The 22,919-nt window shown below is 63.9% G+C and carries 21 protein-coding genes; 10 read left to right on the forward strand and 11 right to left on the reverse strand.

The annotated features are described in order from the left end of the window. Positions 1-5 precede the first annotated feature (5 nt). Complete coding sequence (locus tag CK230_RS02660; RefSeq protein ID WP_095815620.1) at positions 6-2,321, reverse strand: glucose/quinate/shikimate family membrane-bound PQQ-dependent dehydrogenase; 2,316 nt, start codon at positions 2,319-2,321, stop codon at positions 6-8. A 241-nt stretch (positions 2,322-2,562) separates the two neighbouring features. Here CK230_RS02660 and CK230_RS33425 point away from each other — a divergent pair, with 241 nt between their 5' ends. The 3 genes from CK230_RS33425 to CK230_RS02680 all read left to right on the forward strand — a co-directional run bounded on the left by CK230_RS33425 (position 2,563) and on the right by CK230_RS02680 (position 6,524). Further along, positions 2,563-5,202 (forward strand): UvrD-helicase domain-containing protein, encoded by a 2,640-nt coding sequence (locus CK230_RS33425; protein ID WP_210201463.1) that lies wholly within the window; start codon positions 2,563-2,565, stop codon positions 5,200-5,202. Positions 5,203-5,235: 33 nt separating this feature from the next. Next, complete coding sequence (locus CK230_RS02675) at positions 5,236-5,766, forward strand: type II toxin-antitoxin system antitoxin SocA domain-containing protein (protein ID WP_095815621.1); 531 nt, start codon at positions 5,236-5,238, stop codon at positions 5,764-5,766. A gap of 65 nt (positions 5,767-5,831) precedes the next feature. Next, positions 5,832-6,524, forward strand: a complete 693-nt coding sequence (locus CK230_RS02680) for a hypothetical protein (RefSeq protein WP_095815622.1) — start codon at positions 5,832-5,834, stop codon at positions 6,522-6,524. 13 nt (positions 6,525-6,537) lie between these two features. On the opposite strand, the gene CK230_RS02685 is transcribed toward CK230_RS02680, so the two are convergent. The 5 genes from CK230_RS02685 to CK230_RS02705 all read right to left on the reverse strand — a co-directional run bounded on the left by CK230_RS02685 (position 6,538) and on the right by CK230_RS02705 (position 11,491). Then, a complete protein-coding gene (locus CK230_RS02685; RefSeq protein ID WP_095815623.1) occupies positions 6,538-7,584 on the reverse strand; it encodes an ABC transporter permease in 1,047 nt (348 codons plus the stop codon). Beyond that, the gene (locus CK230_RS02690) at positions 7,584-8,372 is read right to left on the reverse strand and encodes an ATP-binding cassette domain-containing protein (protein ID WP_095815624.1); all 789 of its coding nucleotides are present in this window, start codon (positions 8,370-8,372) and stop codon (positions 7,584-7,586) included. The genes CK230_RS02685 and CK230_RS02690 overlap by 1 nt, the downstream gene beginning before the upstream one ends. Positions 8,373-8,460: 88 nt before the next feature. Beyond that, the gene (locus CK230_RS02695; protein ID WP_095815625.1) at positions 8,461-9,468 is read right to left on the reverse strand and encodes a substrate-binding domain-containing protein; all 1,008 of its coding nucleotides are present in this window, start codon (positions 9,466-9,468) and stop codon (positions 8,461-8,463) included. Between the two features lie 83 nt (positions 9,469-9,551). Further along, entirely contained in the window at positions 9,552-10,457 is a 906-nt protein-coding gene (locus CK230_RS02700; RefSeq protein ID WP_176479987.1) for a sugar phosphate isomerase/epimerase, read from the reverse strand. A 2-nt stretch (positions 10,458-10,459) separates the two neighbouring features. Next, complete coding sequence (locus tag CK230_RS02705) at positions 10,460-11,491, reverse strand: Gfo/Idh/MocA family oxidoreductase (protein WP_095815627.1); 1,032 nt, start codon at positions 11,489-11,491, stop codon at positions 10,460-10,462. A 197-nt stretch (positions 11,492-11,688) separates the two neighbouring features. Here CK230_RS02705 and CK230_RS02710 point away from each other — a divergent pair, with 197 nt between their 5' ends. From CK230_RS02710 to CK230_RS02720, 3 genes are all read left to right on the forward strand, one after another. Then, complete coding sequence (locus tag CK230_RS02710; protein ID WP_095815628.1) at positions 11,689-12,714, forward strand: LacI family DNA-binding transcriptional regulator; 1,026 nt, start codon at positions 11,689-11,691, stop codon at positions 12,712-12,714. A gap of 286 nt (positions 12,715-13,000) precedes the next feature. Then, positions 13,001-14,473 carry an esterase-like activity of phytase family protein gene (locus CK230_RS02715; RefSeq protein ID WP_095815629.1) on the forward strand — a complete coding sequence of 491 codons (1,473 nt, stop codon included), beginning with the start codon at positions 13,001-13,003 and terminating at the stop codon, positions 14,471-14,473. 92 nt (positions 14,474-14,565) lie between these two features. Beyond that, complete coding sequence (locus CK230_RS02720; RefSeq protein ID WP_095815630.1) at positions 14,566-16,035, forward strand: MATE family efflux transporter; 1,470 nt, start codon at positions 14,566-14,568, stop codon at positions 16,033-16,035. A 6-nt stretch (positions 16,036-16,041) separates the two neighbouring features. Here CK230_RS02720 and CK230_RS02725 read toward each other — a convergent pair whose 3' ends face one another. After that, positions 16,042-17,250, reverse strand: coding sequence for an MFS transporter (locus CK230_RS02725; RefSeq protein WP_095815631.1), 1,209 nt, complete (start codon positions 17,248-17,250; stop codon positions 16,042-16,044). 136 nt (positions 17,251-17,386) lie between these two features. Here CK230_RS02725 and CK230_RS02730 point away from each other — a divergent pair, with 136 nt between their 5' ends. After that, on the forward strand, positions 17,387-17,962 hold the full coding sequence (locus tag CK230_RS02730; protein ID WP_095815632.1) for a TMEM175 family protein: 576 nt from the start codon (positions 17,387-17,389) through the stop codon (positions 17,960-17,962). Between the two features lie 4 nt (positions 17,963-17,966). Here the strand turns inward: CK230_RS02730 and CK230_RS02735 are convergent, their stop codons facing one another. Next, on the reverse strand, positions 17,967-18,248 hold the full coding sequence (locus tag CK230_RS02735) for a hypothetical protein (RefSeq protein ID WP_095815633.1): 282 nt from the start codon (positions 18,246-18,248) through the stop codon (positions 17,967-17,969). A gap of 199 nt (positions 18,249-18,447) precedes the next feature. Between CK230_RS02735 and CK230_RS02740 the strand changes: the two genes are divergently transcribed. After that, the gene (locus CK230_RS02740; RefSeq protein ID WP_095815634.1) at positions 18,448-19,317 is read left to right on the forward strand and encodes an SDR family NAD(P)-dependent oxidoreductase; all 870 of its coding nucleotides are present in this window, start codon (positions 18,448-18,450) and stop codon (positions 19,315-19,317) included. A gap of 7 nt (positions 19,318-19,324) precedes the next feature. On the opposite strand, the gene CK230_RS02745 is transcribed toward CK230_RS02740, so the two are convergent. From CK230_RS02745 to CK230_RS02755, 3 genes are all read right to left on the reverse strand, one after another. Then, entirely contained in the window at positions 19,325-19,753 is a 429-nt protein-coding gene (locus CK230_RS02745) for a low affinity iron permease family protein (RefSeq protein WP_176479988.1), read from the reverse strand. A 325-nt stretch (positions 19,754-20,078) separates the two neighbouring features. Further along, positions 20,079-20,720 carry a DapH/DapD/GlmU-related protein gene (locus tag CK230_RS02750; RefSeq protein WP_095815635.1) on the reverse strand — a complete coding sequence of 214 codons (642 nt, stop codon included), beginning with the start codon at positions 20,718-20,720 and terminating at the stop codon, positions 20,079-20,081. 50 nt (positions 20,721-20,770) lie between these two features. After that, positions 20,771-21,199, reverse strand: a complete 429-nt coding sequence (locus CK230_RS02755; protein ID WP_095815845.1) for a CreA family protein — start codon at positions 21,197-21,199, stop codon at positions 20,771-20,773. Positions 21,200-21,453: 254 nt separating this feature from the next. Here CK230_RS02755 and CK230_RS02760 point away from each other — a divergent pair, with 254 nt between their 5' ends. Together CK230_RS02760 and CK230_RS02765 are read left to right on the forward strand one after the other, a co-directional pair. Continuing rightward, a complete protein-coding gene (locus CK230_RS02760; protein WP_095815636.1) occupies positions 21,454-22,038 on the forward strand; it encodes an SCO family protein in 585 nt (194 codons plus the stop codon). Beyond that, positions 22,038-22,910: a 50S ribosomal protein L11 methyltransferase gene (locus tag CK230_RS02765; RefSeq protein WP_095815846.1), complete on the forward strand. Its 873-nt coding sequence runs from the start codon at positions 22,038-22,040 to the stop codon at positions 22,908-22,910. The genes CK230_RS02760 and CK230_RS02765 overlap by 1 nt, the downstream gene beginning before the upstream one ends. The last annotated feature ends 9 nt before the right edge of the window (positions 22,911-22,919 follow it).

Raw genomic sequence — 22,919 nt, forward strand, 5'->3', positions numbered from 1 at the left:
CGCCCTCACTTGGGCAGCGTGTAAGCCATGACATAGTCGCCCGGCTTGGTGCCGACCGAGCCGTGCCCGCCGGCGACGATGACGACAAACTGGCGGCCGTCGGCGACCGTATAGGTCATCGGTGTCGACTGTCCGCCCGCCGGCAGCCGCGCCCGCCAGAGCTGCCTGCCGGTGGTGAGGTCGTAGGCGCGCAGATAGTCGTCGACCGCCGCGCCCAGGAAAGCGACGCCGCCCGCCGTGATCATCGGCCCGCCTATGCCAGGAACGCCGACCTTGAGCGGCAGCGGCAGCGGCGTCATGTCGTAGACGGTGCCGTTGCGGTGCTTGTAGGCGATGTTTCCCGTCTTGAGATCGATGCCGGCGACATAGCCCCAGGGCGGCGCCTGGCAGGGAATGCCGAGCGGCGACAGGAACGGTCCCATCACCACTGCGTAAGGCGCGCCCTCGTTGCGGTTCAGCCCCTGCTCGCTGCCCTTGGTGTTGTCGCCCGGCGCCGGCACGTCCGCGCGCGGAACGAGCCTCGAGGTAAAGGCGAGATAGGTCGGCATGCCGAACATCACCTGCCGCACCGGGTCGACCGCGACGCCGCCCCAGTTGAAGACGCCGAAATTGCCGGGATAGATCAGCGAGCCCTGCAATGAGGGCGGCGTGTAACGCCCCTCATAGCGCAGCTTCTTCAATTCGATCCGGCACGCCAGCTGGTCGAATAGGGTGATGCCCCACATGTCGGCGCCGGTCAGCGGCTTCGGATTGAACGACAGGTCGGAGGCCGGCTGCGTCGGCGAGGCATGATCGCCTTCAATCGCCCCGCCAGGCGCCGGCACTTCCTTCACCGGAATGATCGGCTCGCCGGTGCGCCGGTCGAGCACGTAAAGATCGCCCTGCTTGGTCGGCCCGACCAGCGCAGGCACGACGCCGCTCGTCGTGGTGATGTCGACCAGCGACGGCTGCGCCGGCACGTCCATGTCCCACAGATCGTGATGCACGGTCTGCCGCACCCACCGCAATTGCCCGGTGTTGAGGTCGAGCGCGGTGATCGATGAGGAGAATTTCTCGACATTGGCGCTGCGGCCCATGCCGAGCTGGTCCGGCGTCTGGTTGCCGAGCGGCACGTAGAGCAGTCCGAGCTTCTCGTCGGCGCTGGCGGTCGACCACATGTTGGGAGAATTGTGGGTGTAGGTTTGCCCGGCGGGCAGCGGCGTCGTCACCTCCGGATTGCCGGAATCCCAGTTCCACAGCAGCGCGCCTGTGTCGACGTCGAAGGCACGGATGACGCCCGACGGCTCCTCGGTCGAGTAATTGTCGTTGACCGCGCCGCCGACGATGATCTTGCCGGCGGCGATCAGCGGCGCCGATGTCGAATAATAATAGCCCGACTTCGGATAGGGCATGTTGACCATCAGGTTCAGCGTGCCGCCCTCGGCGAAGGACGGACACACCTGCCCATTCGCGGCGTCGAGCGCGACCAGGCGAGCGTCCGACGTCGGCAGGTAGACGCGCTGCGCGCAGGGCTGGCCGGCGGCGATCTTGGCGTCGGCGTAGTAGGACACGCCGCGACAGGTCTGGTGCTGGCGGTTGGGGTCGAGCTTGATCTTCGGATCGTAGCGCCATTTTTCCTTGCCGGTCGCTGCATCGATGGCGATGGCGAAATTATGCGGCGTGCAGATGTAGAGCGCATCGCCGATCTTCAGCGGCGTCACCTGATAGGTCGTCTCGCCGATATCGTCGGGGCCTTTCACGTCACCGGTGCGGTAGGTCCAGGCCGGCTGCAATTTGGCGACATTGTCCGGCGTGATCTGGTCGAGCGGCGAATAGCGCTGGCCGAAAGGCGTGCGGCCATAGAAGTGCCACTCGCCTGCCGGCATGTCGCCACCGAGGTTGGCAGCTGTCGTAATCTTCTCAGTGCCGAGCGTCCCCGCGATATCCTTGGGATCGGCCGTCATCGAATAACCGGCGACCGCCAGCGAGGCGAGCACCGCCAGAATCAGCGGCGCGCGACCGTCCGGACCGCGCAAGCCCCGCCTTGCCCACGGGGTCAAAAGCCACAGGGCAATGAGCACGATGACGCCGCCGCGCGGGCCGAGCTGCCACCAGTCGAAGCCGATCTCCCACACTGCCCAGCACAAAGTGGCGAGCACGAACAGCGCGTAGAGCCAGAGCGATGTCGACCTGCGCCTGAAAAGCAGCCAGGCGGTGATCAGGAACACAAGTCCGGCGATCAAGTAGTACCAACTGCCCCCCAGCACTGCGAGCCAGATGCCGCCGCCGCCGAGAATGAGACCGATGAGGAAGAGGACGAGGGAGGTGATGGTGACAGCCAAGACGGTGCTCCTTCGACTGTTGCGCGCATCAAGCAATTCCAGGAAAAGTGTGAAGCGGTTTTCCGTCCGGAATTGCGTCAAACAAAGATAGAGCCGCCAGGCGACGTCATGCCGTCCCTGCCCTGCCGTTACAGCTTTCCCTTGCCCGCTCCGGCTGTCAAGTTGGTCCGGGACACGCGAAACTAGAACAAAACGTAGACAAGTTCTGGTCTTTCGCTGCCGAATCACTACATTCGGGGCGATGTCGGGCTTTTCCGAAGATATGCCTTTTTTCGATGAACCGAATGCGCGGCCCGCTGCGGCCCCGTCCGGCATAGCTGCGCGCGCCATGGCGGCGCGCAGCGGGCAGAACAGCGCACCCGATTACCTGAAGGGTCTGAACCCCGAGCAGCGTCTCGCCGTCGAAACGACAGAAGGCCCGGTCCTGGTGCTGGCCGGCGCCGGCACCGGCAAGACGCGCGTGCTCACCACCCGCATCGCCCACATTCTTGCCACCGGCAGGGCTTTCCCGTCGCAGATCCTGGCCGTCACCTTTACCAACAAGGCCGCGCGCGAGATGAAGCAGCGCATCGGCCATCTGATCGGCGAAGGCAATGTCGAGGGCATGCCGTGGCTCGGCACCTTCCATTCGATTGGTGTCAAGCTATTACGCCGTCATGCCGAGCTTGCCGGGCTGAAATCCGACTTCACCATCCTCGACACCGACGACGTGGTGCGGCTGATCAAGCAATTAATCCAGGCCGAGGGCCTGGACGACAAGCGGTGGCCGGCCAAGACCTTCGCCCAGATGCTCGACAACTGGAAGAACAAGGGGCTCGGTCCCGACGAGATTGCGGAAGGCGACGCGCGTAGCTTCGGCAACGGCAAAGGCCGCCAGCTCTATAAGGCCTATCAGGAGCGGCTGCAGACGCTGAATTCCTGCGACTTCGGCGATCTGCTCTACCATCCGATCCGCATCTTCCGCGCCTACCCGGACGTGCTGAAGGAATACCACCGCAAGTTCAAATACATACTGGTCGACGAGTACCAGGACACCAACACCGCGCAGTACATGTGGCTGCGGCTGCTGGCGCAGCGCCCCAATGCCGGGCGCGGTGCATCGGCCGAAGGCCGCAAGCCCGACCGGGCGTCGGCCGGTCAGGCCGCCCCCGCGGAGGCCAGCGAGCGGAGCGAGCGCGCGGCCGTGAGCGAGAACAAAGTTAATATTTGCTGCGTCGGCGACGACGACCAGTCGATCTATGGCTGGCGCGGCGCCGAGGTCGATAACATCCTGCGCTTCGACAAGGATTTTCCCGGCGCCACCATCATAAGGCTGGAGCGCAACTATCGCTCCACCGCGCATATCCTGGGCGCTGCCTCCCACCTCATCGCCCACAATGAGGGCCGCTTCGGCAAAACGCTGTTCACCGACCGCAACGATCCCGAGGACGACAAGGTGCATGTCCATGCCGCCTGGGACTCGGAGGAAGAGGCCAGAGCCGTCGGCGACGCGATCGAGGCTTATCAGCGGCAGAAGCACAATCTCAACGACATGGCGATTCTTGTCCGCGCGTCTTTCCAGATGCGCGCCTTCGAAGACCGCTTCATCACGCTCGGCCTCAACTACCGCGTCATCGGCGGCCCGCGCTTCTATGAGCGGCTGGAAATCCGCGACGCATTGGCCTTCTTCCGCGTCGTGGCGAATGGCGGCGACGACCTTGCCTTCGAACGCATCGTCAACGTGCCGAAGCGCGGGCTGGGCGAAGCCACCATCCGTCAAATTCATGATACCGCCCGCGCGATGCGCATTCCGATGCTGGAGGCCGCCGCCACGCTCGCCGAAAGCGACGAGCTGAAGCCGAAGCCGCGCGCAGCACTCCGCGAGGTCGCGGCCAATTTCGAGCGCTGGCAAAAAGCGCTGGAGACCACGCCGCACACCGAGCTCGCAGAGACCATTCTCGAAGAGAGCGGCTACACCGACATGTGGAAGAACGACCGTTCCGCGGACGCGCCGGGGCGGCTGGAGAACCTGAAAGAGCTGATCCGCTCCATGGAGGAGTATGAATCGCTTCGCTCGTTTCTCGAGCATGTCGCGCTCGTCATGGATGCCGAGCAGAATGCCGAGCAGGATGCGGTCTCGATCATGACGCTGCACTCCGCCAAGGGCCTCGAATTCGAGACCGTCTTTCTCCCCGGCTGGGAAGAGGGCCTGTTCCCGCACCAGCGCGCGCTGGATGAAGGCGGCCGCTCCGGCCTGGAGGAAGAACGCCGCCTTGCCTATGTCGGACTGACGCGGGCGAAGAAGAACCTGCACATCTGGTTCGTCTCCAACCGCCAGATCCACGGGCTGTGGCAATCGACCATCCCGTCGCGCTTCGTCGACGAGCTGCCGGAAACCCATATCGACATCGCCGAGGGCGGCAATAGCTACGGCGGCTACGGCAATCCCTATGGCGGCGGCGCTTTTGCATCGGGACGCGGTGGCGGCCGGCAGAACCCCTATGGCGCCTCGCGCTTCGACAATGTCGGGGCGAAGGACCAGGGCAGCTTCTCCAACACCTATGCCACGCCCGGCTGGCAACGCGCCCAGGCCAACCGCACCGAAGCGACCGACCGCAACTGGGGCACCCGCTCCGGCCACCAGGTCGAGCGCATCGGCTATGGCGAGACCGATAGCGGCTACGGCGCAGGCCGCACCTCGGTGAAAGGCCGCACCATCGAGGGCGAGCTGGTCGCCAAATCCGTCGCCGACACGCCGTCCGCCTTCAATGTCGGCGACCGCGTGTTCCACCAGAAATTCGGCAACGGCAACATCGCGGCGATCGAAGGCAATAAGCTCACCATCGACTTCGACAAGGCCGGCCAGAAACGCGTGCTGGACGGGTTTGTCATCGGCGTTTAATATCCCGCAAAACGCTCGACAATAAGTATAAAAATGCGCGAAAAAATCGACGCTAAGGATGGAGAGGACGCTCGAGGCCTTTCAAACCTCGTTCTCGATAATTTCGATCCAGAATACTTTGAAATTTCCAATTTAAAACTAAACAAGATATTGTATTTTATGCATGGATTTTACCTTGCAAGGTTTGGCGCTAAATTAATAAGAAATCACATTGAAGCATGGGACAATGGTCCCGTTGTACGTGTTGTATTCGATGCCTTCAAGCAGAATGGAAGGCAACCGATTAGAAACCGTGCGCTGATTTACGATTATATATTAGATCGCGAGGACGTAGCAAAAGCCCTGGAGAGAACTCCCGAAGAGCGCGATTACCTACTGAGAATTGCACAGTATTACGTGAAATTTACAGCCGGTCAGCTCGTTGAGCTAACCCATCAACCCGGAACGCCGTGGTTTCGGGCGATACAAACTGAGGATGAAGGCAAACGATTTCGAAACCGCATCCCCGACGAGTGGATATCAAATTTTTTTGTGGAAAACTTTGGTATGAAATCCGGAAACTGATTTTCCGATGAACTTACGCTGCGTGAGGGCTATATATTGCGGGAAACTGCGAATCGGGGGCTGAAATGCGCCTAAATATAGAACTGCTCGATATCGTTCAACACTCCCAGCCCGGCTTGTCCGACATCTCGTTGCTACCAACGGTCAAGGCACTCGACGCCCGAGAAGGCGGGTTTATGAGCTACAATCCTTCCTTCAGAGAGTGCTCAAAGATGCCCAGTGGGCTGATGCGAGACGAGCATATTAGGAAGGTAATTTTTGATAGCCGAGACTGGGTGCAACGCTCCATTGTCGAAGTTGCGCTCGCGATGAACCAGTTCCTCGGGTCAGGCGTGGACCGTTGGGTTCCCGTTGGCCGGAAGCCGATAAAGGTCCTGAATGGGCTCTGGGTTAAACCAAGTATTCGAGGAATTCTTATTCGAGATAGGATTGCGGCTCCAACTTTGGTTGTGACTCGGCGCTCAATCGAACTTGGATTTGAAGACGTACTTCCGTTTCTGATGCGGGGCGGGTATGAGTTTCACCTTCGTGACGATCCAAATTTCCACGATTTTGTTGTCCTAGACCTCAGCCGCGGCGAGTCCGGTGCAGCACGGCGGGTACGAGAGTTCAGGCTTTCGGATATAGGCATGATGTCGCTCCCAGAGTTTGAGCACATTCTGTCGACTTACGGCCAAGCCGCGTCATTGTCGAAGTATGGCCTGCAAATCCCGACGGGGACCTCGATGACAGACCTCTTCCGGGCATCCAAGCCATAGGGATCCTGCCCCATCACCTGTACCTTGCCTGGTTCCACTTATGGCCGAGCAGCGACAGGATGATGATCAGCCCGTTGAAGAACTGCACGTAGAAGCCGCTCAGTCCCGCCGCCACCACGCCGGTCTGGATGAATGACACCGTGACTGCGCCGATCGCGCCGCCGACCACCGTGCCGATGCCGCCCCAGGTCGGCGTGCCGCCGACGAACACCGAGGCCAACACGGGCAGCAGATAGCCATCGCCGGCCGTCGGCCACCAGGTGAAGTTGATCATCACCGAGAAGGTGCCGGCGATCGCCGCCCCTATGCCGGTGAAGACGAAGACCTTCACCCGCACGAGCTTGACGTCGATGCCCATCTGCTTGGCGCTGTCCGGATTGTCGCCGACGACCTTGACCTGCGCGCCGAAGCGGTGCCGGTTGTAGAGCAGCGCCGAGAACACGACGAAGGCGATGGCCCAGAAGATCTGCACCGGAATGCCCCAGATCTGGCTGGAGAAGATCTTGTAGGCCGCGCTGTCGGCCAGATTGGTCAGCGCCGTCGACTTGCCCTCGTTGATGATCTGGATCAGACCGCGCAGCAGGAAGTTCATGCCGAGCGTGGCGATCAGTGACGACAGCCCGCCATAGACGACCAGCGACCCGACGAGGAAGCCGAGCAGCGTGCCGGTGACGACCGCCGCCGCGATGCCGAGGAACGGATCGTAGCCCGCCTGCACCACCAGCGCGAAGACCCAGGAGGCGAAACCCATCGTCGCCGGGAACGACAGGTCGATCTCGCCGCAGGTGACGACGAAGACCAGCGGCACCACCACGAACAGCGCGACGGGCAGCGTCGTCAGCACCGAGCTGTAGAGATACCAGGTGCTGAAGACGGTCGGGTTGGCGATGATGAACACCGCCATCATGACGATGAACACCGCGAGCGTGCCGAGCGAAGCGCGGTTGTCGAGCACGAAGCCGCGCAGCCAGTGATTGGACGGATGGCTCCATTCCTTGGCAGCTTGGCCGCTTGTTCTCCTGAGAGGGGTTTGCAGATCGGGTTCCATGGCCTTGCTCATCACGCTCTCTGCTCCGCGCCCTCATGCAGCCCCGGCAGGCCGCCGGGATGCGCCACGTCTTCCATGAAATTGATCAGGTCCTCGGCCGACTTCACCTCGCTGCGGTCGGCCGTCAGCGCCACCTTGCCGCGGTCGAGCACGACGAAACGGTCGGCGATGTCGAAGACATGGTGGATGTTATGGCCGATGAACAGGATCGAGCGGCCGCTCGCCCGCACCTGGCGCACGAAATGGAACACTTTTGCCGTCTCAGTCAGCGACAGCGCCGTCGTCGGCTCGTCGAGGATGATCAGCTCCGCCTGCTTGTAGATGGCGCGCGCGATCGCCACGCCTTGCCGCTCGCCGCCCGAAAGCTGGCCGACGATCGACTGGGGTGTGAACACCTTCGAGGTGAAGCCGATCTCGCGCATCAGCCGGCTCGCCTCCGCGATCTCCTTGTTGACCTTCAGCCAGCCCATGAAGCCGGTGAGCTCGCGGCCCATGAAGATGTTGCGCACGATGGTCTGCTGCACGGCCAATGCCCGGTCCTGGAACACCGTCTCGATGCCGGCGTCGCGCGAGCGCGCTGCGCTCCATCCGCTGACCGGCTTGCCGCGCACCAGGATCTCGCCGCTGGTCGGCTTGACCACGCCGGACAGGATCTTGATCAGCGTCGACTTGCCGGCGCCGTTGTCGCCGATCAGACCGACCACCTCGCCGCGATCGACGCTGAGGTTGACGCCGCCCAAGGCATAGACCTGGCCGTAGGATTTCTTGATGTCGCGCAGTTCGATGATGCGTTCGCCCATGCGATCCTCGCTTGCAATGTCTGTTCTGCCGGCCTCGTCTGCCGGCGGTCCAGCCGGCCGGGTCAAGCCCGGCCGGCTGCCTGGGAGGTCAGCGCAGCGCCTGCTTGGCGAGCTCTGAGACGATCTCGTAGTTCTGCGGCGTGACGAAGCCGGCGCCGGTGTCTACATTCATGGGCGCAAGACCGAGCACCACCTGTTGGCAGAGGCTGAGGATCGGCAGGTAGCCCTGCATGAACGGCTGCTGGTCGGCCGTCAGTTGCACCCAGCCGCCCTTGAAGGCCTCGACAATCTGTGGGCTGGTGTCGAAGCCGAAATTGAAGATGTCGCCGGGCTTCCTGCCCGCCGCCTGCATGTAGGTGGCGACATTGCCGAGCATCTGCCCGCCGGGATAGCCGACCGCCTTGACGCCGGGATTGTTGAGCAGCGCGGCGGTGATCGGCGGGATCGCGAGATTGGGATCGGCTGCCCATTCGGTTTGCGAATTGATCTGAACGACATCGACGCCAGCCTCCTTCAGCGCGGCGACCGTCCCACGCTCGCGCGCGCCGCGGCTCTCATTCTCGAACGGACCGATCATGATCGCCTTGTCGCCGGCTTTCAGCCCGGCCAGCTTGAACGCCTCGGCGCCGAGCGCGCGCCCCTGCTGCTCCTGCTGCGCGCCGACATAACCGCCGCCGAACGCCGCCACCACCGTCGGCACCGGAACGTTCTGGTACATCATCTTGATGCCGTCCTTATGCGCCTGTTCGGCCAGCGGCATGATCGCCGCGTCGCCCGGATGGCCCATCATGGCGATGCCCTGGGGCTTGACGGCGACCGCCTCGCGCAATTGCTGCACCATCTTTTCGACGTCCCAACCGGAAAAGATGTAGTCGACCTTCGGCCCGAGATCGGCCGCTGCCTGCTTGGCGCCATTATAGACGATGGTGCCGAAGGCGTCGCCCTCGGCGCCGCCGACGAAGAAGCGGATGTGCACGTCCTTGCACCATTGGGCGTCAAGCGCCTGCGCCGGCAAGGTGGAAATCGAGGCGCAGAGCGCCGTGGCGGCCGCCACAACGGTCGAGCGCAGAACAGTTCTTCTGGTCGTGATGCTCATGCACGTTCCTCCCTTTTGGTCCCTCGCATCGGAGGGTTTTCAACAGTTGCTCGGATCAGCCGGCTCCTCCCGCCGGCCGGCACTCAAACCGGATTGGGCAGGTAGCCATCCCCTCCCCGGCATTGCTTGAGATATTCCAGCGCCCGGACCTGTCCGGTGATCTCGAGATCGTCGCGATAGACAGGGTCGTGCCAGCCCTCGATGTCGATGGCGCCCTTGTAGCCGGCCAGCCGCAATTCGCTGATCACGCGCGTCCAGTCGCTGTCGCCGAAGCCCGGCGTGCGCATCTGCACGAAGGGCAGGCGGCCGAACACGCCATGCTCGCGGATCACGTCCCAGCGCACGGTGGCGTCCTTGCCATGGACATGGAAGATGCGCGCTGCCCATTTGCGGATCTGCGGGATCGGATCGATCAGGTAGACGAGCTGGTGGCAGGGCTCCCATTCAAGGCCAAGGTTCTCATCCGGCACTTCGTTGAACATCAGCTCCCAGGCGTCCGGGTTGTGGGCGATGTTCCAGTCGCCGCTTGCCCAATTGCCGTCCATGGCGCAGTTCTCGAAGGCGATGCGCACGCCCTTGTCGGCGGCGCGCCTGGCCAGCGGTCCCCAGACCTCGCGGAAACGCGGCAGGCTGTCCGTCAGCTTCTTGCCACGGATGCGCCCGGTGAAGCCGCTGACCGTGGAAGCGCCGAACAGATGGGCGTTGTCGATCACCGTCTCCCAGGCCGCGAGCACGCCGCGATCGACCTCGCCGCTCTCCAGCGGATTGCCGAACACGCCGATCGACGACACGGTCACATCGGCATCGCCGATCGCCTCCTTTATCTGACCGGCCAGCCGAGGCAGATCCTTGCCGCCCAGCGTCTGCCAGAAGAAGGGCTGGATGCTCTCGAAGCCAAGCGGCAGGATCTGCCTGACATAGGCGGCCGGATCGTCGAGATTGGCCCGCACCATCGTGCCGATCCTGATATCGAGAAGCGGGTTCGGCATCGTCATCCTTCCTGGGTCGCGATCGCCACGCGCCGTCCGGTTTCCGCGCTTTCGATCGCGCCGAAGACCATGGCGAGGCTTTTGATGTTGTCGGCGCCGCGGGTCTCCGGCTCGGTGCCGGTTTCGATCGCGCGCATGAAATCCTGGATGATGCCGAGATGTCCGCCGACCCGGTCGGCCGGGTCGAGCGCCGGCACCTCGATGGCTTGCGTCTTATCGATGATGCCGTCGCGGCCGGAGGCAACCACCTCCGCCTTCAGCCCGTCATGGCCGTCCCACAACAGGCTGCCGCGCTCGGCGACGATGCGCCAGCTGCCTTCCCAACTGGTGCGGAAGCCGTCGGCGCACCAGGAACCGGCATAGGTGAAGACCTTGCCTCCGCCGAGGTCGAAGACGGCGCTCGCCGACGAGCCCTGCCGGTACCAGGAACTGGCCGGCTCCCACTCCTGGCAATAAACGCTGGCCGGCTCGCCGGCGACCATGTAGCGCGCGGCGTCGAAGGTGTGGATCGCCATGTCGAGCAGCAGCACGTGGGCCATCTCCTCGCGAAAGCCGCCGAAATGCGGCGCGATGAAGAAATCGGCATGGATGCTGGTCGGCTTGCCGATGGCGCCGGAATCGAGGAAGCGCCTGATCCGCCTGACATTGGCGACATAGCGCCGGTTCTGGACGACCGCATGGACGCGCCCGGCCTGGCGCGCCGCCGCGATGATGGTCCGCGCATTCTCTGGGCTGTCGGCCAGCGGCTTCTCGGTGAGCAGGTGGCAATGATGGGCAAAGGCCGAGAGCGCCACCTCGCGGCGTGCCGCCGGAACCACGACATCGAACACCGCGTCGGGCTTCGTCTCGTCGAGGACGGCGTCGAGGCTGGTGCCGACGACTGCGTTGGTGAGATCGTATTCGCGCGCCCTCGCCTGCGCCCGCTCAGCATCGAGGTCGACAAGCCCGGCAATGGCGAGCCCGTCGATCTGCCTTGCGGCATCGAGCCACTGCCTGCTCATGGCTCCGCACCCGACCAGGACGACCTTCATCATCCAGCGCTCCTCCTCCGCTCGGCCCCTCCAGTCCGAGTGTCACGGCATTTCCGGCATCACCGTAAACGTTTTTCCGTAAACGTTTACGAGAACACACCCGATGACGTAGAATGTCAATCACCCGTTCGCGAAAATCGACATCCACTGCTTGGCCTGAAGGGCGGCCGGTGCTAGCGAAGACGGGGGGAGAACCGGCCTTGGCGTCCAGCATCCACGATCTCGCGCGTCACCTGAACATTTCGATCGGCACCGTGTCTCGCGCGCTGAACGGCCGCGCCGATGTCAATGCGGAGACGCGCCAGCGCGTGCTCGAGGCGGCCAGGACGCTGAACTATTCTCCCAACCAGTCGGGCCGCAGCCTGCGCCAGGGCGCCACCCGGTCGATTGCCTTCATGCTGCAACCGCATCCCGGCGACCAGCAATATGGCGAGCCGTTCTTCATCCCGTTCCTGACCGGTCTGCAGGCACAGCTCGCCGAGCATGACCTGGATCTGATGGTCGTCATGGGTGAGCCCGGCCAATATCAGCCGGAGAGGCTGCGCCGCGTGGTTGAGACGCGCCGGGCCGACGCGGTCGTGTTGGCCAATACGCGGCGGGAAGACGATCGGATCGACTATCTCAGCAAGGCCGGCTTTCCCTTCGCCACGCTTGGCCGAAGTCAATCCGGCGGCGACACCTATCCCTCGCTCGATATCGATTTCGAGAGGGCGGGTGAGGAAGCCGTCGACCGGCTGGTCGCGCGCGGCCACCGCCGCATTGCCGCCATCCGCCCCTCGCTCGATCTCAACTTCGGCTACCTGTTCCTCGACGGCTACCGCAAGGCGCTGAGGCGGCATGGCATCGAAGTCGACCCCGGCCTGATCGCCGACGGATTCATCAACGAGACCGGCGGCTACCAGGTGACTCCGCGCGTGATGCTCTCCAAGGACCGGCCGACAGCCATCATCTTCAACAACGACGCCATGGCGCTCGGTGGCTGCAAGGCACTGGCCGAGATGGGCATCCGGCCGGGCCACGACATCGCGGTGATCGTCATCGTCGACACGCCGCTCTGCCGCTACTTCTCGCCGGCGCTGACCGCCTTCCGACCGTCGCTGGAGCCCATGGGCCGGCGGCTGGCCGAGATGCTGCTCGCCTCCCTTCCCGCCTTCGCCGGCCCCGAAGGCACGCGCATCATCCGCGAGGTCTGGCCGCTGGAGCTGGTCGCAAGAGAGAGCGATTGAGGCGGAGCGCTTTCCCTTCTCCCCTTGTGGGAGAAGGTGGATCGGCGCGCAGCGCCGAGACGGATGAGGGGTGTTCCAGCGGAGTGAGACGTGGCTTTCCCTGGAGCACCCCTCATCCGGCCGCTTCGCGGCCACCTTCTCCCACAAGGGGAGAAGGAGAGACCCACCCTGTCACGCAACCATCACGTTCACGTCCTAGACCGCTCGACGGCAAGGGCTGCCCGCATCGTCGATGCCGCGCCCTTTTGAGCCAATGGCCGCTCTGCTCGTTAAGAAGGGGATTTCCATGAAACATCTCAACCGAACCGTCGCGCTCGGCGCGGCGCTTGCCCTGTTCACCGCCATGACGCCGGCGCTCGCCGACGGCGTCGCCTATGTCAACAAGGGGATCGTCGGCGTCGGCCGAATTCCGGCCAGCCAGAAGGATAAGTTCGGCGAGACGTTCGGCTCGGGTTCCGGCATGGCGATCGACACCAAGGGCTGGTCGCGCGACGGCGCGATCTACAAGGGTTCGCTCTGGCTGCTGCCGGATCGCGGCTACAACGTCGCCGGCACCAGCGACTATCGCGCCCGTCTCAACACGATCGCGATCGAACTGACCCCGACCGTGCCGGGCGCCTCGCCCGTTGCCGGTCAGGAACAGGCGGGCGTCAATGCAACGCTTGCCGACACGATGCTCTTGACCGACGACAAGGGCGCCGACGCCACTGGCCTCGATCCGCTCAACGGCGTGCGCCAAGCCTCCGGCGACATGCTGATCCTGCCGCAGGCCGACAACGGCAAGCTGGCGCTCGACGACGAGGCGGTCGTGCGCCTGCCCGACGGCACCATGTTCATCTCCGACGAGTACGGCCCCAACATCTACCGTTTCTCGGCCGAAGGCCGCTTGATGTCGGCGACGCAACCGCCCGCGGCGCTGGTGCCGATACGCCACGGCAAGCCGAACTTCGCGTCCGACAATCCTGGCCCGGGCGCGGCTGAGCCCGATCCGAAGGATCCCGAGACCGGCCGCCAGAACAACCAGGGCCTCGAAGGCGTGTCGATGACGCCGGACGGCAAGTTCCTGATCGCCGTGCTGCAGTCGGCGACCCGCCAGGACGGCGGCGATTCCGGCTCGACCCGCCAGAACACCCGCGCGCTGGTCTATGACGCTTCCGACCTCGCCCATCTCAAACTGGCGCATGAATATGTCGTGCCGCTACCGGTGTTCAAGGACGCCAAGGGCAAGACCAAGGTGGCCGCGCAAAGCGAGATCGTGGCGCTCTCCGACACCAGCTTCCTGATGCTGGCGCGCGACTCGGGCAACGGCCAGGGCGTGAAGGGCGACGAGTCGGTCTATCGCAAGATCAACATTGTCGACCTCTCCGGCGCGACCGATATCGCCAACGGTCCGTTCGACACGGCCGACAAGCCGGTCGCGCCGAAGGGTGTGCTCGACCCGTCTGTGACGCCGGCCAAGCTCACCTCCTTCATCGACATCAACGACAACGGCGAACTTGGCCGCTTCGGCCTGCACAATGGCGCGCCGAACGACGGGAACAACCTCTCGGAAAAGTGGGAGGCGATGTCGCTGGCGCCTGTCCTCGATCCAAAACTACCCGACGATTATTTCCTGTTCGTCGCCAACGACAACGACTTCCTCACCCAGGACGGCTTCCAGGTCGGCGCGCCTTACAAGGCCGAGGATGGCGCCGACGTCGACACCACCTTCCTGGTCTATCAGGTCACCCTGCCCGGCCTTTCCAGCAACACCCAGTAAGGCACCTGGCCATCCTGACTCGCCCGGAAAAGGGTGCATGTGTCTCAGGCCTGCGATAGCATCGCGGGCCTGACACATTTCCGGTGCCTGCCATGAACAAAAAGCCTGCCCGCCCGCGCGTCGGCGACCTGACCAGCGGGCCGATCCCGCGCACGCTGCTGTTGTTCGCGCTGCCGGTGCTGGGCTCCAACGTGCTGCAGTCACTCAACGGCTCGATCAACGCGGTCTGGGTCGGCCGCTTCCTCGGCGAGGCGGCGCTGACTGCGACCTCAAACGCCAATTTGGTGCTGTTCCTGATCCTCGGCACGGTGTTCGGCATCGGCATGGCGGCGACCATCCTGGTGGCGCAATCGGTCGGCGCCCGCGACCTGCCCGAGGCAAGGCGCATCGTCGGCACCAGCGCCACCTTCTTCTTCCTAGTTTCCGTGCTGTTCGCCGTCTGCGGCTGGATCTGGGTCGATGCTATCCTGACCGGGCTCGGCACGCCGGCCGACGCGCTGCCGCTGGCGCGCAGCTACCTGCGCATCATCTTCGTCGCGGTGCCGATGATGAACCTTCTGTCCTTCGTCATGACCGTGCTGCGCGGCGCCGGCGACTCGCGAACCCCGTTTGTCTTCATGGCGCTGGCGGTCGTGCTTGACGTCGTGCTCAATCCGCTGCTGATCCGCGGTATCGGCCCCTTCCCCGAGCTCGGCATCGCCGGCTCGGCGACCTCGACGCTCATAGGCCAGACGGTCAGCGTCATCGCCATCCTGATCGTGCTTTATGTCCGCAAGCACCCGCTGCGGTTGGCCGGCGCCGATCTCGCTCTGCTCAAACCCGATCCGGCGCTGCTGCGCATCGTCGTCTTCAAGGGCATTCCGATGGGCCTGCAGATGATCGTCATCTCCGCAGCGGCGTTGACCGTGATGGGCATCGTCAACTCCTATGGCTCGCAGGTCGCCGCCGCCTACGGCATCGCAGCCCAACTCTGGACCTATATCCAGATGCCGGCTCTTGCCATCGGCGCAGCCGTCTCCTCCATGGCGGCGCAGAATGTCGGCGCCGGGCGCTGGGACCGCATCGGCAAGGTCGCGGCGTCCGGTTTCGGCTTCAACCTGGTGCTCACCGGCGCGCTGGTGGCGCTGCTCTTCGTCTTCGATCGCCCGGTGCTCAATCTTTTCCTAAGCAATGACAGCGCCGCGATCGACATTGCCGCTCATATCAACAGGGTGGCGTCCTGGTCGTTCATCCTCTTCGGCATCACGATCGTGCTCTTCGCCACTGTGCGCGCCACCGGCGCCGTCATGCCGCCGCTCATCATCCTGATCATCTCGGTGTTGTTCATTCGCACCGGCTTTGCCTATTCCATGCGCAGCGTCATCGGCCAAGAGGCGCTGTGGTGGAGCTTTCCGGCCGGCTCGATCGCCTCGCTGGCGCTGGCCGCCGCTTATTATCGCTTCGGCCGCTGGCGCACGATGCATATGATCGAGGCCCGGCCGGCGGCGGGCGAGCCGCCCGACACCGGCCTCGGCGTGCCGCGCCAGCGTGCCAATCTTGCGCCTGAGACACCGGCCAGTTGAGATCTGCTACCGCACGTATTTGGCGCCGAAGCCAAGCGCCACCAGCGAGAAGACGATGATCATGCCGGCAAAGGCCAGGCTTGCCACCGTGGCGTTGGCCAGGCTCGACAGGATGCCGATGCCAATCACCGGCAGCGCGTTGCCGCAGAAACAGCAGATGAAGAAGGCCGATACCACTTCGGCGCGACGGTCGGCCGGCGCGATTTGGTTCACCACTTGCAGGCCGCCGCGATAGCCGAGCGCCCCCGCCACGCCGCAGACCGCGGTCGCGATGATCATCAGGACCATCGACGCATAGACCTGCGCCGCCACGATCAACGCTGCGGTCGGGATCATCAGCACCAGCGCGGCGAGCATGGTGGAGCGGCTGGTGAGCCATGTGGTGCCGACGATGGTTGCCGCCGCCACGATCGATAGCTCGAAGAACAGTCCGCCGGCTTCGGCGTGATTGGTCGCGTGCAGTTGCTGCGCCAAAATGCTTGGCGCCAGCGCCGCATAGAAGCCGACCAGCGCCATCGCTCCGAAGCCCGTCACCGCCGGCGCGACGAATTGGGCGCGGATATTGCCGGGCACCGAAAGCCGCGGCCGCAGCGACACGTCGGAGAAGCGTCCGGGGCTGGAGACCGTTTCGCGCGTACGCCAAATCAGCAACGTGACCACCGCAAGCAGGACGAGATAGACCGCGAATGTCAGCCTGAGCGGCCACGGCGCATATTGGGCAAGCAGACCCGAGACCAGCGCGCCGACGCCGAGACCGACGAAATTGGTGCTGGTGGCGATGACGGCGGCGCGTGACTTGTCCTGGCCTTCGATCAATTCCGCCAGCCAGGCGGTGCCGGCGCCAGCGCCGACACCGATGCCAAGGCCGCTGAGAATGCGCGCGATGTCGAGCCAGGCGAGGTTTTCCGCGAAGAGGAAAAACAGCGCGCTGACCACGGCAACCGCCATCGCCGCGAGCGCGGCGGGACGGCGGCCGACGACATCCGACACCCGGCCGAAAAACAGCAGCGCCGTCAGATTGCCGACGACGTAGATGGCATAAACCAGCGTCAGCGTAATCTGCGAGAAGCCGAAGGCCTGCTTGTAGATCACGTAAAGCGGCGTCAGCGCGGTGCTGCCGGCAAAAAGCGCGGCGATCATGGCGGCGACGGCGGCCTTCGCAGCGCCCCCGCCAAGCTCATTGTCACGCGTCATGGTTTGAGCGTAGCTGGTCATGGCCACCTCCGGGGGTTGCAACCCCAACGCCTATATAGTGGCGCCGTTCCAGCCACCTAATCTGCTCCTGACAATTCCGGCAGGATGGCCAGGCGCCGCATCCTCCCGTAACGTCTGCCGGCAGCGAGGGAGAATCATGGGCAAGGGACGGGTCGAGGCATTCACCGATGGCGTCGTCGCCATCATCATCACCATCATGGTGCTGGAGCTGAAAGTGCCGCACGGCGAGGATTTCTCGGCCCTGGTACCGCTGTGGCCTGTCTTCTTCTCCTATGTGCTGTCCTTCATCAATGTCGGCATCTACTGGAACAATTTGCACAACATGTTCCACACCGTGCAGCGCGTCGACGGGTGGGTGCTGTGGGCGAACCTCAACATGCTGTTCTGGCTGTCACTGATGCCGGTGACGACGGCTTTCATGGGCGAAAACCATTTCGCGCCGGTGCCCGTCGCGGTCTACGGCGTCGACCTGGCGCTCTGCGCCGTCGGCTTCAACATCCTCTCGGCCGCCCTCCACCGCCTGCATGGCCCGGAAAGTATCTTCGCCAGAGCGTTGGGCAACGACCGCAAGGGAAAGATTTCGTTGGCGCTATACCTCGCGGCCATAGCTTTGACCTTCGTCAACCAGTGGATCGGTGTCGCGATCTATGTGCTGGTAGCGATGATCTGGTTCGTACCGGACAAGCGCTTCGAAAGGCTGCTGGAAAAATAGCTAGTTAGCTTCGCATCGCCTTCAGCTTCTCGGCCGCCGAGGCGGCAAGGTCGGCATATCGCTCCTCCAGCCGCTCGGCCGCCTTGATGATCGGGAAGTCATGGCCGAACTTCTCCAGCGCCAGCCGCAGCTTCTCGGCGAATTCCGCCTGCTTTTCCAGCGCCGCGAACAGTGTTTTCACCTGCGTCTCGCTGATATCGGGATTGGCGAGCATCTTCGGTACCTCGCGGTCCATCTGGTCGCCGTTGACGGTCTGCTCTTTCAGGATTCCGATCCAATCGCTCAAATGCCGAGCTCCTTTTTCCGGACAGCATGCGCGGCAGGCGCGGCAATGGTCAACCCGTTGCGACCTGTAAGTCGTCAACCCGTTGTGGCTATTGCCGTCAACCCACTGCGACTGTTGCGATCGCTGCCGGGCCTGACCGGCCTTGCCTCGGCGGCGGCGAGCGTTAAGTTCGGCCCGACCCGAACAAGGATGGAAAACCATGACCAGCGACGCCGAAATCCAGACCGCCCTGCCAGCTTTCGCCTCGGGCAACGTCGCCGTCATCACCGGCGGCGCCAGCGGCATCGGCCTTGCCGCCGCGAAACGGTTCGCGGCGATGGGCATGAAGGTGGTGCTGGCCGACATAGGCGGCGTGCGCCTCGACCAGGCCAGGCAAGCGGTCGCAGCGATCGCCGGCGACGATGCCGTGCTTCCGGTTCCCACCGACGTCTCCAAGGCCGAAGAGGTCGACCGGCTGGCGGACCTCGCTTACGGCGCCTTCGGTGCGGTGTCGGTGCTGATGAACAATGCCGGCGTCGGCAACAATCCAGGCAAGCCCTGGGAGAACCGCGACGCCTGGAAGCGGTTGCTCGACATCAATTTCTGGGGCGTCGTGCACGGCGTCGAGGCCTTCGCGCCGCGCATGCTCGCCGCCGCCGGGAAGCCGGGCCTGATCATCAACACGGGCTCCAAGCAGGGCATCACCACGCCGCCCGGCAACCTCGCCTACAACGTCTCCAAGGCCGGCGTGAAGACGTTCACCGAAGGGCTGGCGCATGCGCTGCGCAACGAGCCTGGGGCGAAGGTTTCGGCGCATCTGCTGATCCCCGGCTTCACCTATACCGGCCTGACAGAAGGCGCGACGCAAAAGCCTGCCGGCGCCTGGACCGGCGAGCAGGTGATCGACTTCATGCTGGCATCGCTGATCGACGACGACTTCTACATCCTTTGCCCCGACAACGAGGTGGCGCGGCCGACGGATGAAAAACGCATGGCCTGGGCGATTGGCGACATCATCGAGAACCGCCCTGCCCTGTCGCGCTGGCATCCCGATCACAAGGACGCGTTCGCCGCCTTCATGAACCGCTGACGCGCACTCAAGCGGCGGCTTTCTTCTTGGCACCGGTCTTGCCCGAGGCGGCCTTCTTGGCCGCCTCCGCTGTCTTGCGGTCGTGCCGCTTCGCCGCCGCCTCGCATTTGGCGCGGATCTCATCGACTTCGGATTCCGTCAGGTGCTCGATGCCGATGAACTGGTTGTGGGCGCGGCTGACCCTGATCAGCTCGTCGAGCTTGGCTTGGATCGCCGCGCCGTCGCGATTCTGCGTGTTCTGGATCAGGAACACCATCAGGAAGGTGACGATGGTGGTGCCGGTATTGATGACGAGTTGCCAGGTATCCGAAAACCCGAAGATCGGGCCACTTGCCGCCCATACGACCACGATCAGCACACAGATGGCGAAGGTCGGCGGCAGGCCGGCCAGATGCGCCACCCGGTTGGCCATCCAGGTAAAAGCCTTTTCGATCATGCAAATTCCTCGAAAACCGTTGACGCGCAGGCGTTTGCGAAGAAACAAGCAGCAGCCGCCTCGGGTTCCAGGATTTGAATTTTCGTGCCTGCGCGTGGCTGCAATCAGGCACACGCCAGAAGCGCAGCCGCGTGAAAAAACACCTTATCGGTTTGCTTGCGATAGTGGCGGTGCAGGCAAGAGAGCCTGTTCCTTCCGCTTCACGGCGGTTTACCTCCAGCCCCTTTCGCTGCGCCACCCCCGCATGGCGGAAGGGGCAACCACTCCCGACAGAAGCGTAACATCCAGACCGCGTCGTCTGCCTGCTATCGGCGTTCTTTATGTATCAGTGCGTATTGCCTTCCCAGCGATCGAGGAAGGCCTCGATCGGCATGGCCTGCATGTCGGGGATTGCGCTCGCCAGTTTCTCCGGCGCCCAGTCCCACCAGGCCAGGGCCTCGATACGCGCCGCAATTGCCGCTGAGAAGCGTTCCCGCAAGGGCTTCGCCGGAACGCCGGCGACGATCGTGTAGGCCGCGACGTCATGCGTCACAACGGCATTGGCGCCGACGATGGCGCCGTTGCCGATCACGACGCCGGGCATGACGACTGCGCCATGGCCGATCCAGACATCGTGGCCGACGCTGACCGATTTTGCCTGCCGGCGCGCACGGAATTCAGTGTCGACGCCGAGCCAGCGGAAATATTCGTTCGGCCGGTAGCTGACCTTGTGCTGCGTCAGCCGCTCGATCGGATGCTCGAGCGCGTTGATGCGGCTGTTTGCGGCGATCGAGCAGAACTTGCCGATCGTCGTGTAGATCGCCTCGGAATGGCGCTCGAAATAGGAAAAGTCGCCGACGCTCACCTCGCGCAGGATCACCCGCTCGCCGATCGAAGCATAGCGGCCGAGCTTGCACGCCTTCAGCTCCGCGGTCGGATGGATGCGCGGCTCCGGGTCCTTGAGAACGAGGTTTTCAGGGCGGTCCATGCCCGGGCTTTACGCCGGGGCGATTGCTCCCGCAAGCCGGGCAATCGCTTCTATTGCGGCTTGCCCTTCGTCCACACCACGTTCTGGCCGTAAAGCGGCACGGTCGTGACCGACATCTTCGCCGAGCCGTTCTGCACCTGGCGCGAATGCGAAAGATAGATCAGCGTCTCGTTCTTCCTGTCGTAGATGCGGTTCACCACCTGCTTTTTCCAGATCAGGCTGAGGCCCTGCTTGAACACCTCCTCGCCGCCCTCGCTCATGTCGATGTCGCCAATGCTGATAGGCCCCGTCTGGCGGCAGGAGATCGAAGAATCGGAAGGATCCTCGAACCAGTTGCCCTTGTGCAGCCGGTCGATGATGCTGCGGTCGAAATAGGCGACGTGGCAGGTGACGCCGTCGACTTTCGGATCCTTTATGGCGTCGATCATGATGTCGTTGCCGACCCAGTCGACACCGACTTTGCCCACCTCGTCCGCCATGGCCGCGCCGGCGCTGAGGGCAAGACATGCGGCGAACAAGCCGATCAGTTTTCGCAAAGGTTGCCTCCTGGGTTGGCGTTTGCCGATGTGAGGTGGGACAGGATCGTGGCGTTTGCAAGCCGCCCGATACGGGTTTGTGCTCCCGCCCGCATCTTCTGCTTGCGGCAACGCGACATCTTTGCGTGCCCGGCGCCGACCCGTTAAGACTGTCGCCAAAACTGGGTGCCCAAAGCAATCACGACGGACATTCACTGATGATGCGTTCAATCCTGGTCGGCATTCTCGTCCTGATGGCGGCGGGTATCGGCTGGCTGACATTCGACTGGTACCGCGGCCATTATGGCGGCGAGCCCTTCGGCGCGCCATTCACGCTGGTCGACCAGAAAGGCGCGCCGATCACCGAAGCGGCCTTCAGGGGCCACCCGAGCGTCGTGTTCTTCGGCTTCACCCATTGCCCGGAAGTCTGCCCGACGACCCTGTTCGAGCTGGCCGGCTGGCTGAAGGCGATGGGCGACAGCGGCAAGAACCTCAACGCCTATTTCGTCACCGTCGATCCGGAGCGCGATACGCCGCAGACGATGAACACCTATGTCAGCAACTTCTCCGACCGCATCACCGGCATCACCGGCGATCCGGACAAGGTCCACGCGATGGCCAAGGCCTTCGGCATCTATTGGAAGAAGGTCGACACCGGCGACGGCGACTACACGATGGACCATACGGCTTCGGTGCTGCTGCTCAACGCCAGGGGCGATTTCGCCGGCACCATCGCCTATGGCGAGAGCGCCGACACCGCCGTCGCCAAGCTGAAGCGGCTGGCTGCCGGCGGGCGAACATGATGGGCCAGACCAGGCTCCACCTCACCGCCAACAAGATTGAGGCCGACCGCATTTTCGCGGCGCTCGACGCCGCCTTCGAGGACGACGGCCTGCCGATTGCCGTGCTGGAGCTCGACGAGGAAAAAGACGTCCATGAAGTGTCGCTCTATGCCGACGGCGACATCGATCCCGTCGAGGCGCGAGTCAGGGATATCCTCGCCGGTCTCGGCCTGCCGAAGCCCGTCGAACGCGAGACCCTCCCCGACATCGACTGGGTGTCGCGCTCGCTGGAAGGCTTGAAGCCGGTCCGCGCGGGCCGCTTCCTTGTCCACGGCTCGCACGACCGGGCCAAGCGCCACGCCGGTGATCTCGCCATCGAGATCGAGGCAGGCCTTGCCTTCGGCACCGGCCATCACGGCACCACCGCGGGCTGCCTTGAAATGCTGGAGCAGGTGGTGCTGCGCGAACGGCCGCGCAACGCGCTCGACCTTGGAACGGGCAGCGCGGTGCTTGCCATCGCGCTCGCCAAGCTCGCGCATATCCCGGTGCTGGCGACCGACATCGATCCGGTCGCCGTCCGCGTCGCCGCCGCCAACGCCCGCCTCAACCATGTCAAGGCGTTGGTCGAGACCGTGACGGCGCCGGGCTTCCACAACCCGATCTTCGCCAGGCGCGCGCCTTTCGACCTCATCGTCGCCAACATCCTGGCCCGGCCGCTGATGCGTCTCGCGCCCGAAATGGCCAAGCATATCAGGCTCGGCGGCTCACTGGTGCTTTCCGGCATCCTCGACCGGCAGCGCGACGCGGTCATCTCCGCCTATGTCGGCCAAGCCTTCCGCCATGTGCGTACCTTGCATCGCGAGGGCTGGGTGACCATCCACCTCAAGCGCTGAGGCGCTTAC

The sequence above is a fragment of the Mesorhizobium sp. WSM3859 genome (genome assembly GCF_002295065.1).
Classification (GTDB): domain Bacteria; phylum Pseudomonadota; class Alphaproteobacteria; order Rhizobiales; family Rhizobiaceae; genus Mesorhizobium.

What these genes read in the sequence shown, in the direction of transcription:
- CK230_RS02685 (WP_095815623.1), bottom strand. Translation starts at nt 7,584, where the DNA reads ATGAGCAAGGCCATGGAACCCGATCTGCAAACCCCTCTCAGGAGAACA.
- CK230_RS02680 (WP_095815622.1), top strand. Translation starts at nt 5,832, where the DNA reads ATGCGCCTAAATATAGAACTGCTCGATATCGTTCAACACTCCCAGCCC.
- CK230_RS02695 (WP_095815625.1), bottom strand. Translation starts at nt 9,468, where the DNA reads ATGAGCATCACGACCAGAAGAACTGTTCTGCGCTCGACCGTTGTGGCG.
- CK230_RS02675 (WP_095815621.1), top strand. Translation starts at nt 5,236, where the DNA reads ATGCGCGAAAAAATCGACGCTAAGGATGGAGAGGACGCTCGAGGCCTT.
- CK230_RS02700 (WP_176479987.1), bottom strand. Translation starts at nt 10,457, where the DNA reads ATGCCGAACCCGCTTCTCGATATCAGGATCGGCACGATGGTGCGGGCC.
- CK230_RS02755 (WP_095815845.1), bottom strand. Translation starts at nt 21,199, where the DNA reads ATGGCGGACGAGGTGGGCAAAGTCGGTGTCGACTGGGTCGGCAACGAC.
- CK230_RS02690 (WP_095815624.1), bottom strand. Translation starts at nt 8,372, where the DNA reads ATGGGCGAACGCATCATCGAACTGCGCGACATCAAGAAATCCTACGGC.
- CK230_RS02730 (WP_095815632.1), top strand. Translation starts at nt 17,387, where the DNA reads ATGGGCAAGGGACGGGTCGAGGCATTCACCGATGGCGTCGTCGCCATC.
- CK230_RS02750 (WP_095815635.1), bottom strand. Translation starts at nt 20,720, where the DNA reads ATGGACCGCCCTGAAAACCTCGTTCTCAAGGACCCGGAGCCGCGCATC.
- CK230_RS02705 (WP_095815627.1), bottom strand. Translation starts at nt 11,491, where the DNA reads ATGATGAAGGTCGTCCTGGTCGGGTGCGGAGCCATGAGCAGGCAGTGG.
- CK230_RS02760 (WP_095815636.1), top strand. Translation starts at nt 21,454, where the DNA reads ATGATGCGTTCAATCCTGGTCGGCATTCTCGTCCTGATGGCGGCGGGT.
- CK230_RS02745 (WP_176479988.1), bottom strand. Translation starts at nt 19,753, where the DNA reads ATGATCGAAAAGGCTTTTACCTGGATGGCCAACCGGGTGGCGCATCTG.
- CK230_RS33425 (WP_210201463.1), top strand. Translation starts at nt 2,563, where the DNA reads ATGTCGGGCTTTTCCGAAGATATGCCTTTTTTCGATGAACCGAATGCG.
- CK230_RS02740 (WP_095815634.1), top strand. Translation starts at nt 18,448, where the DNA reads ATGACCAGCGACGCCGAAATCCAGACCGCCCTGCCAGCTTTCGCCTCG.
- CK230_RS02720 (WP_095815630.1), top strand. Translation starts at nt 14,566, where the DNA reads ATGAACAAAAAGCCTGCCCGCCCGCGCGTCGGCGACCTGACCAGCGGG.
- CK230_RS02765 (WP_095815846.1), top strand. Translation starts at nt 22,038, where the DNA reads ATGGGCCAGACCAGGCTCCACCTCACCGCCAACAAGATTGAGGCCGAC.
- CK230_RS02725 (WP_095815631.1), bottom strand. Translation starts at nt 17,250, where the DNA reads ATGACCAGCTACGCTCAAACCATGACGCGTGACAATGAGCTTGGCGGG.
- CK230_RS02715 (WP_095815629.1), top strand. Translation starts at nt 13,001, where the DNA reads ATGAAACATCTCAACCGAACCGTCGCGCTCGGCGCGGCGCTTGCCCTG.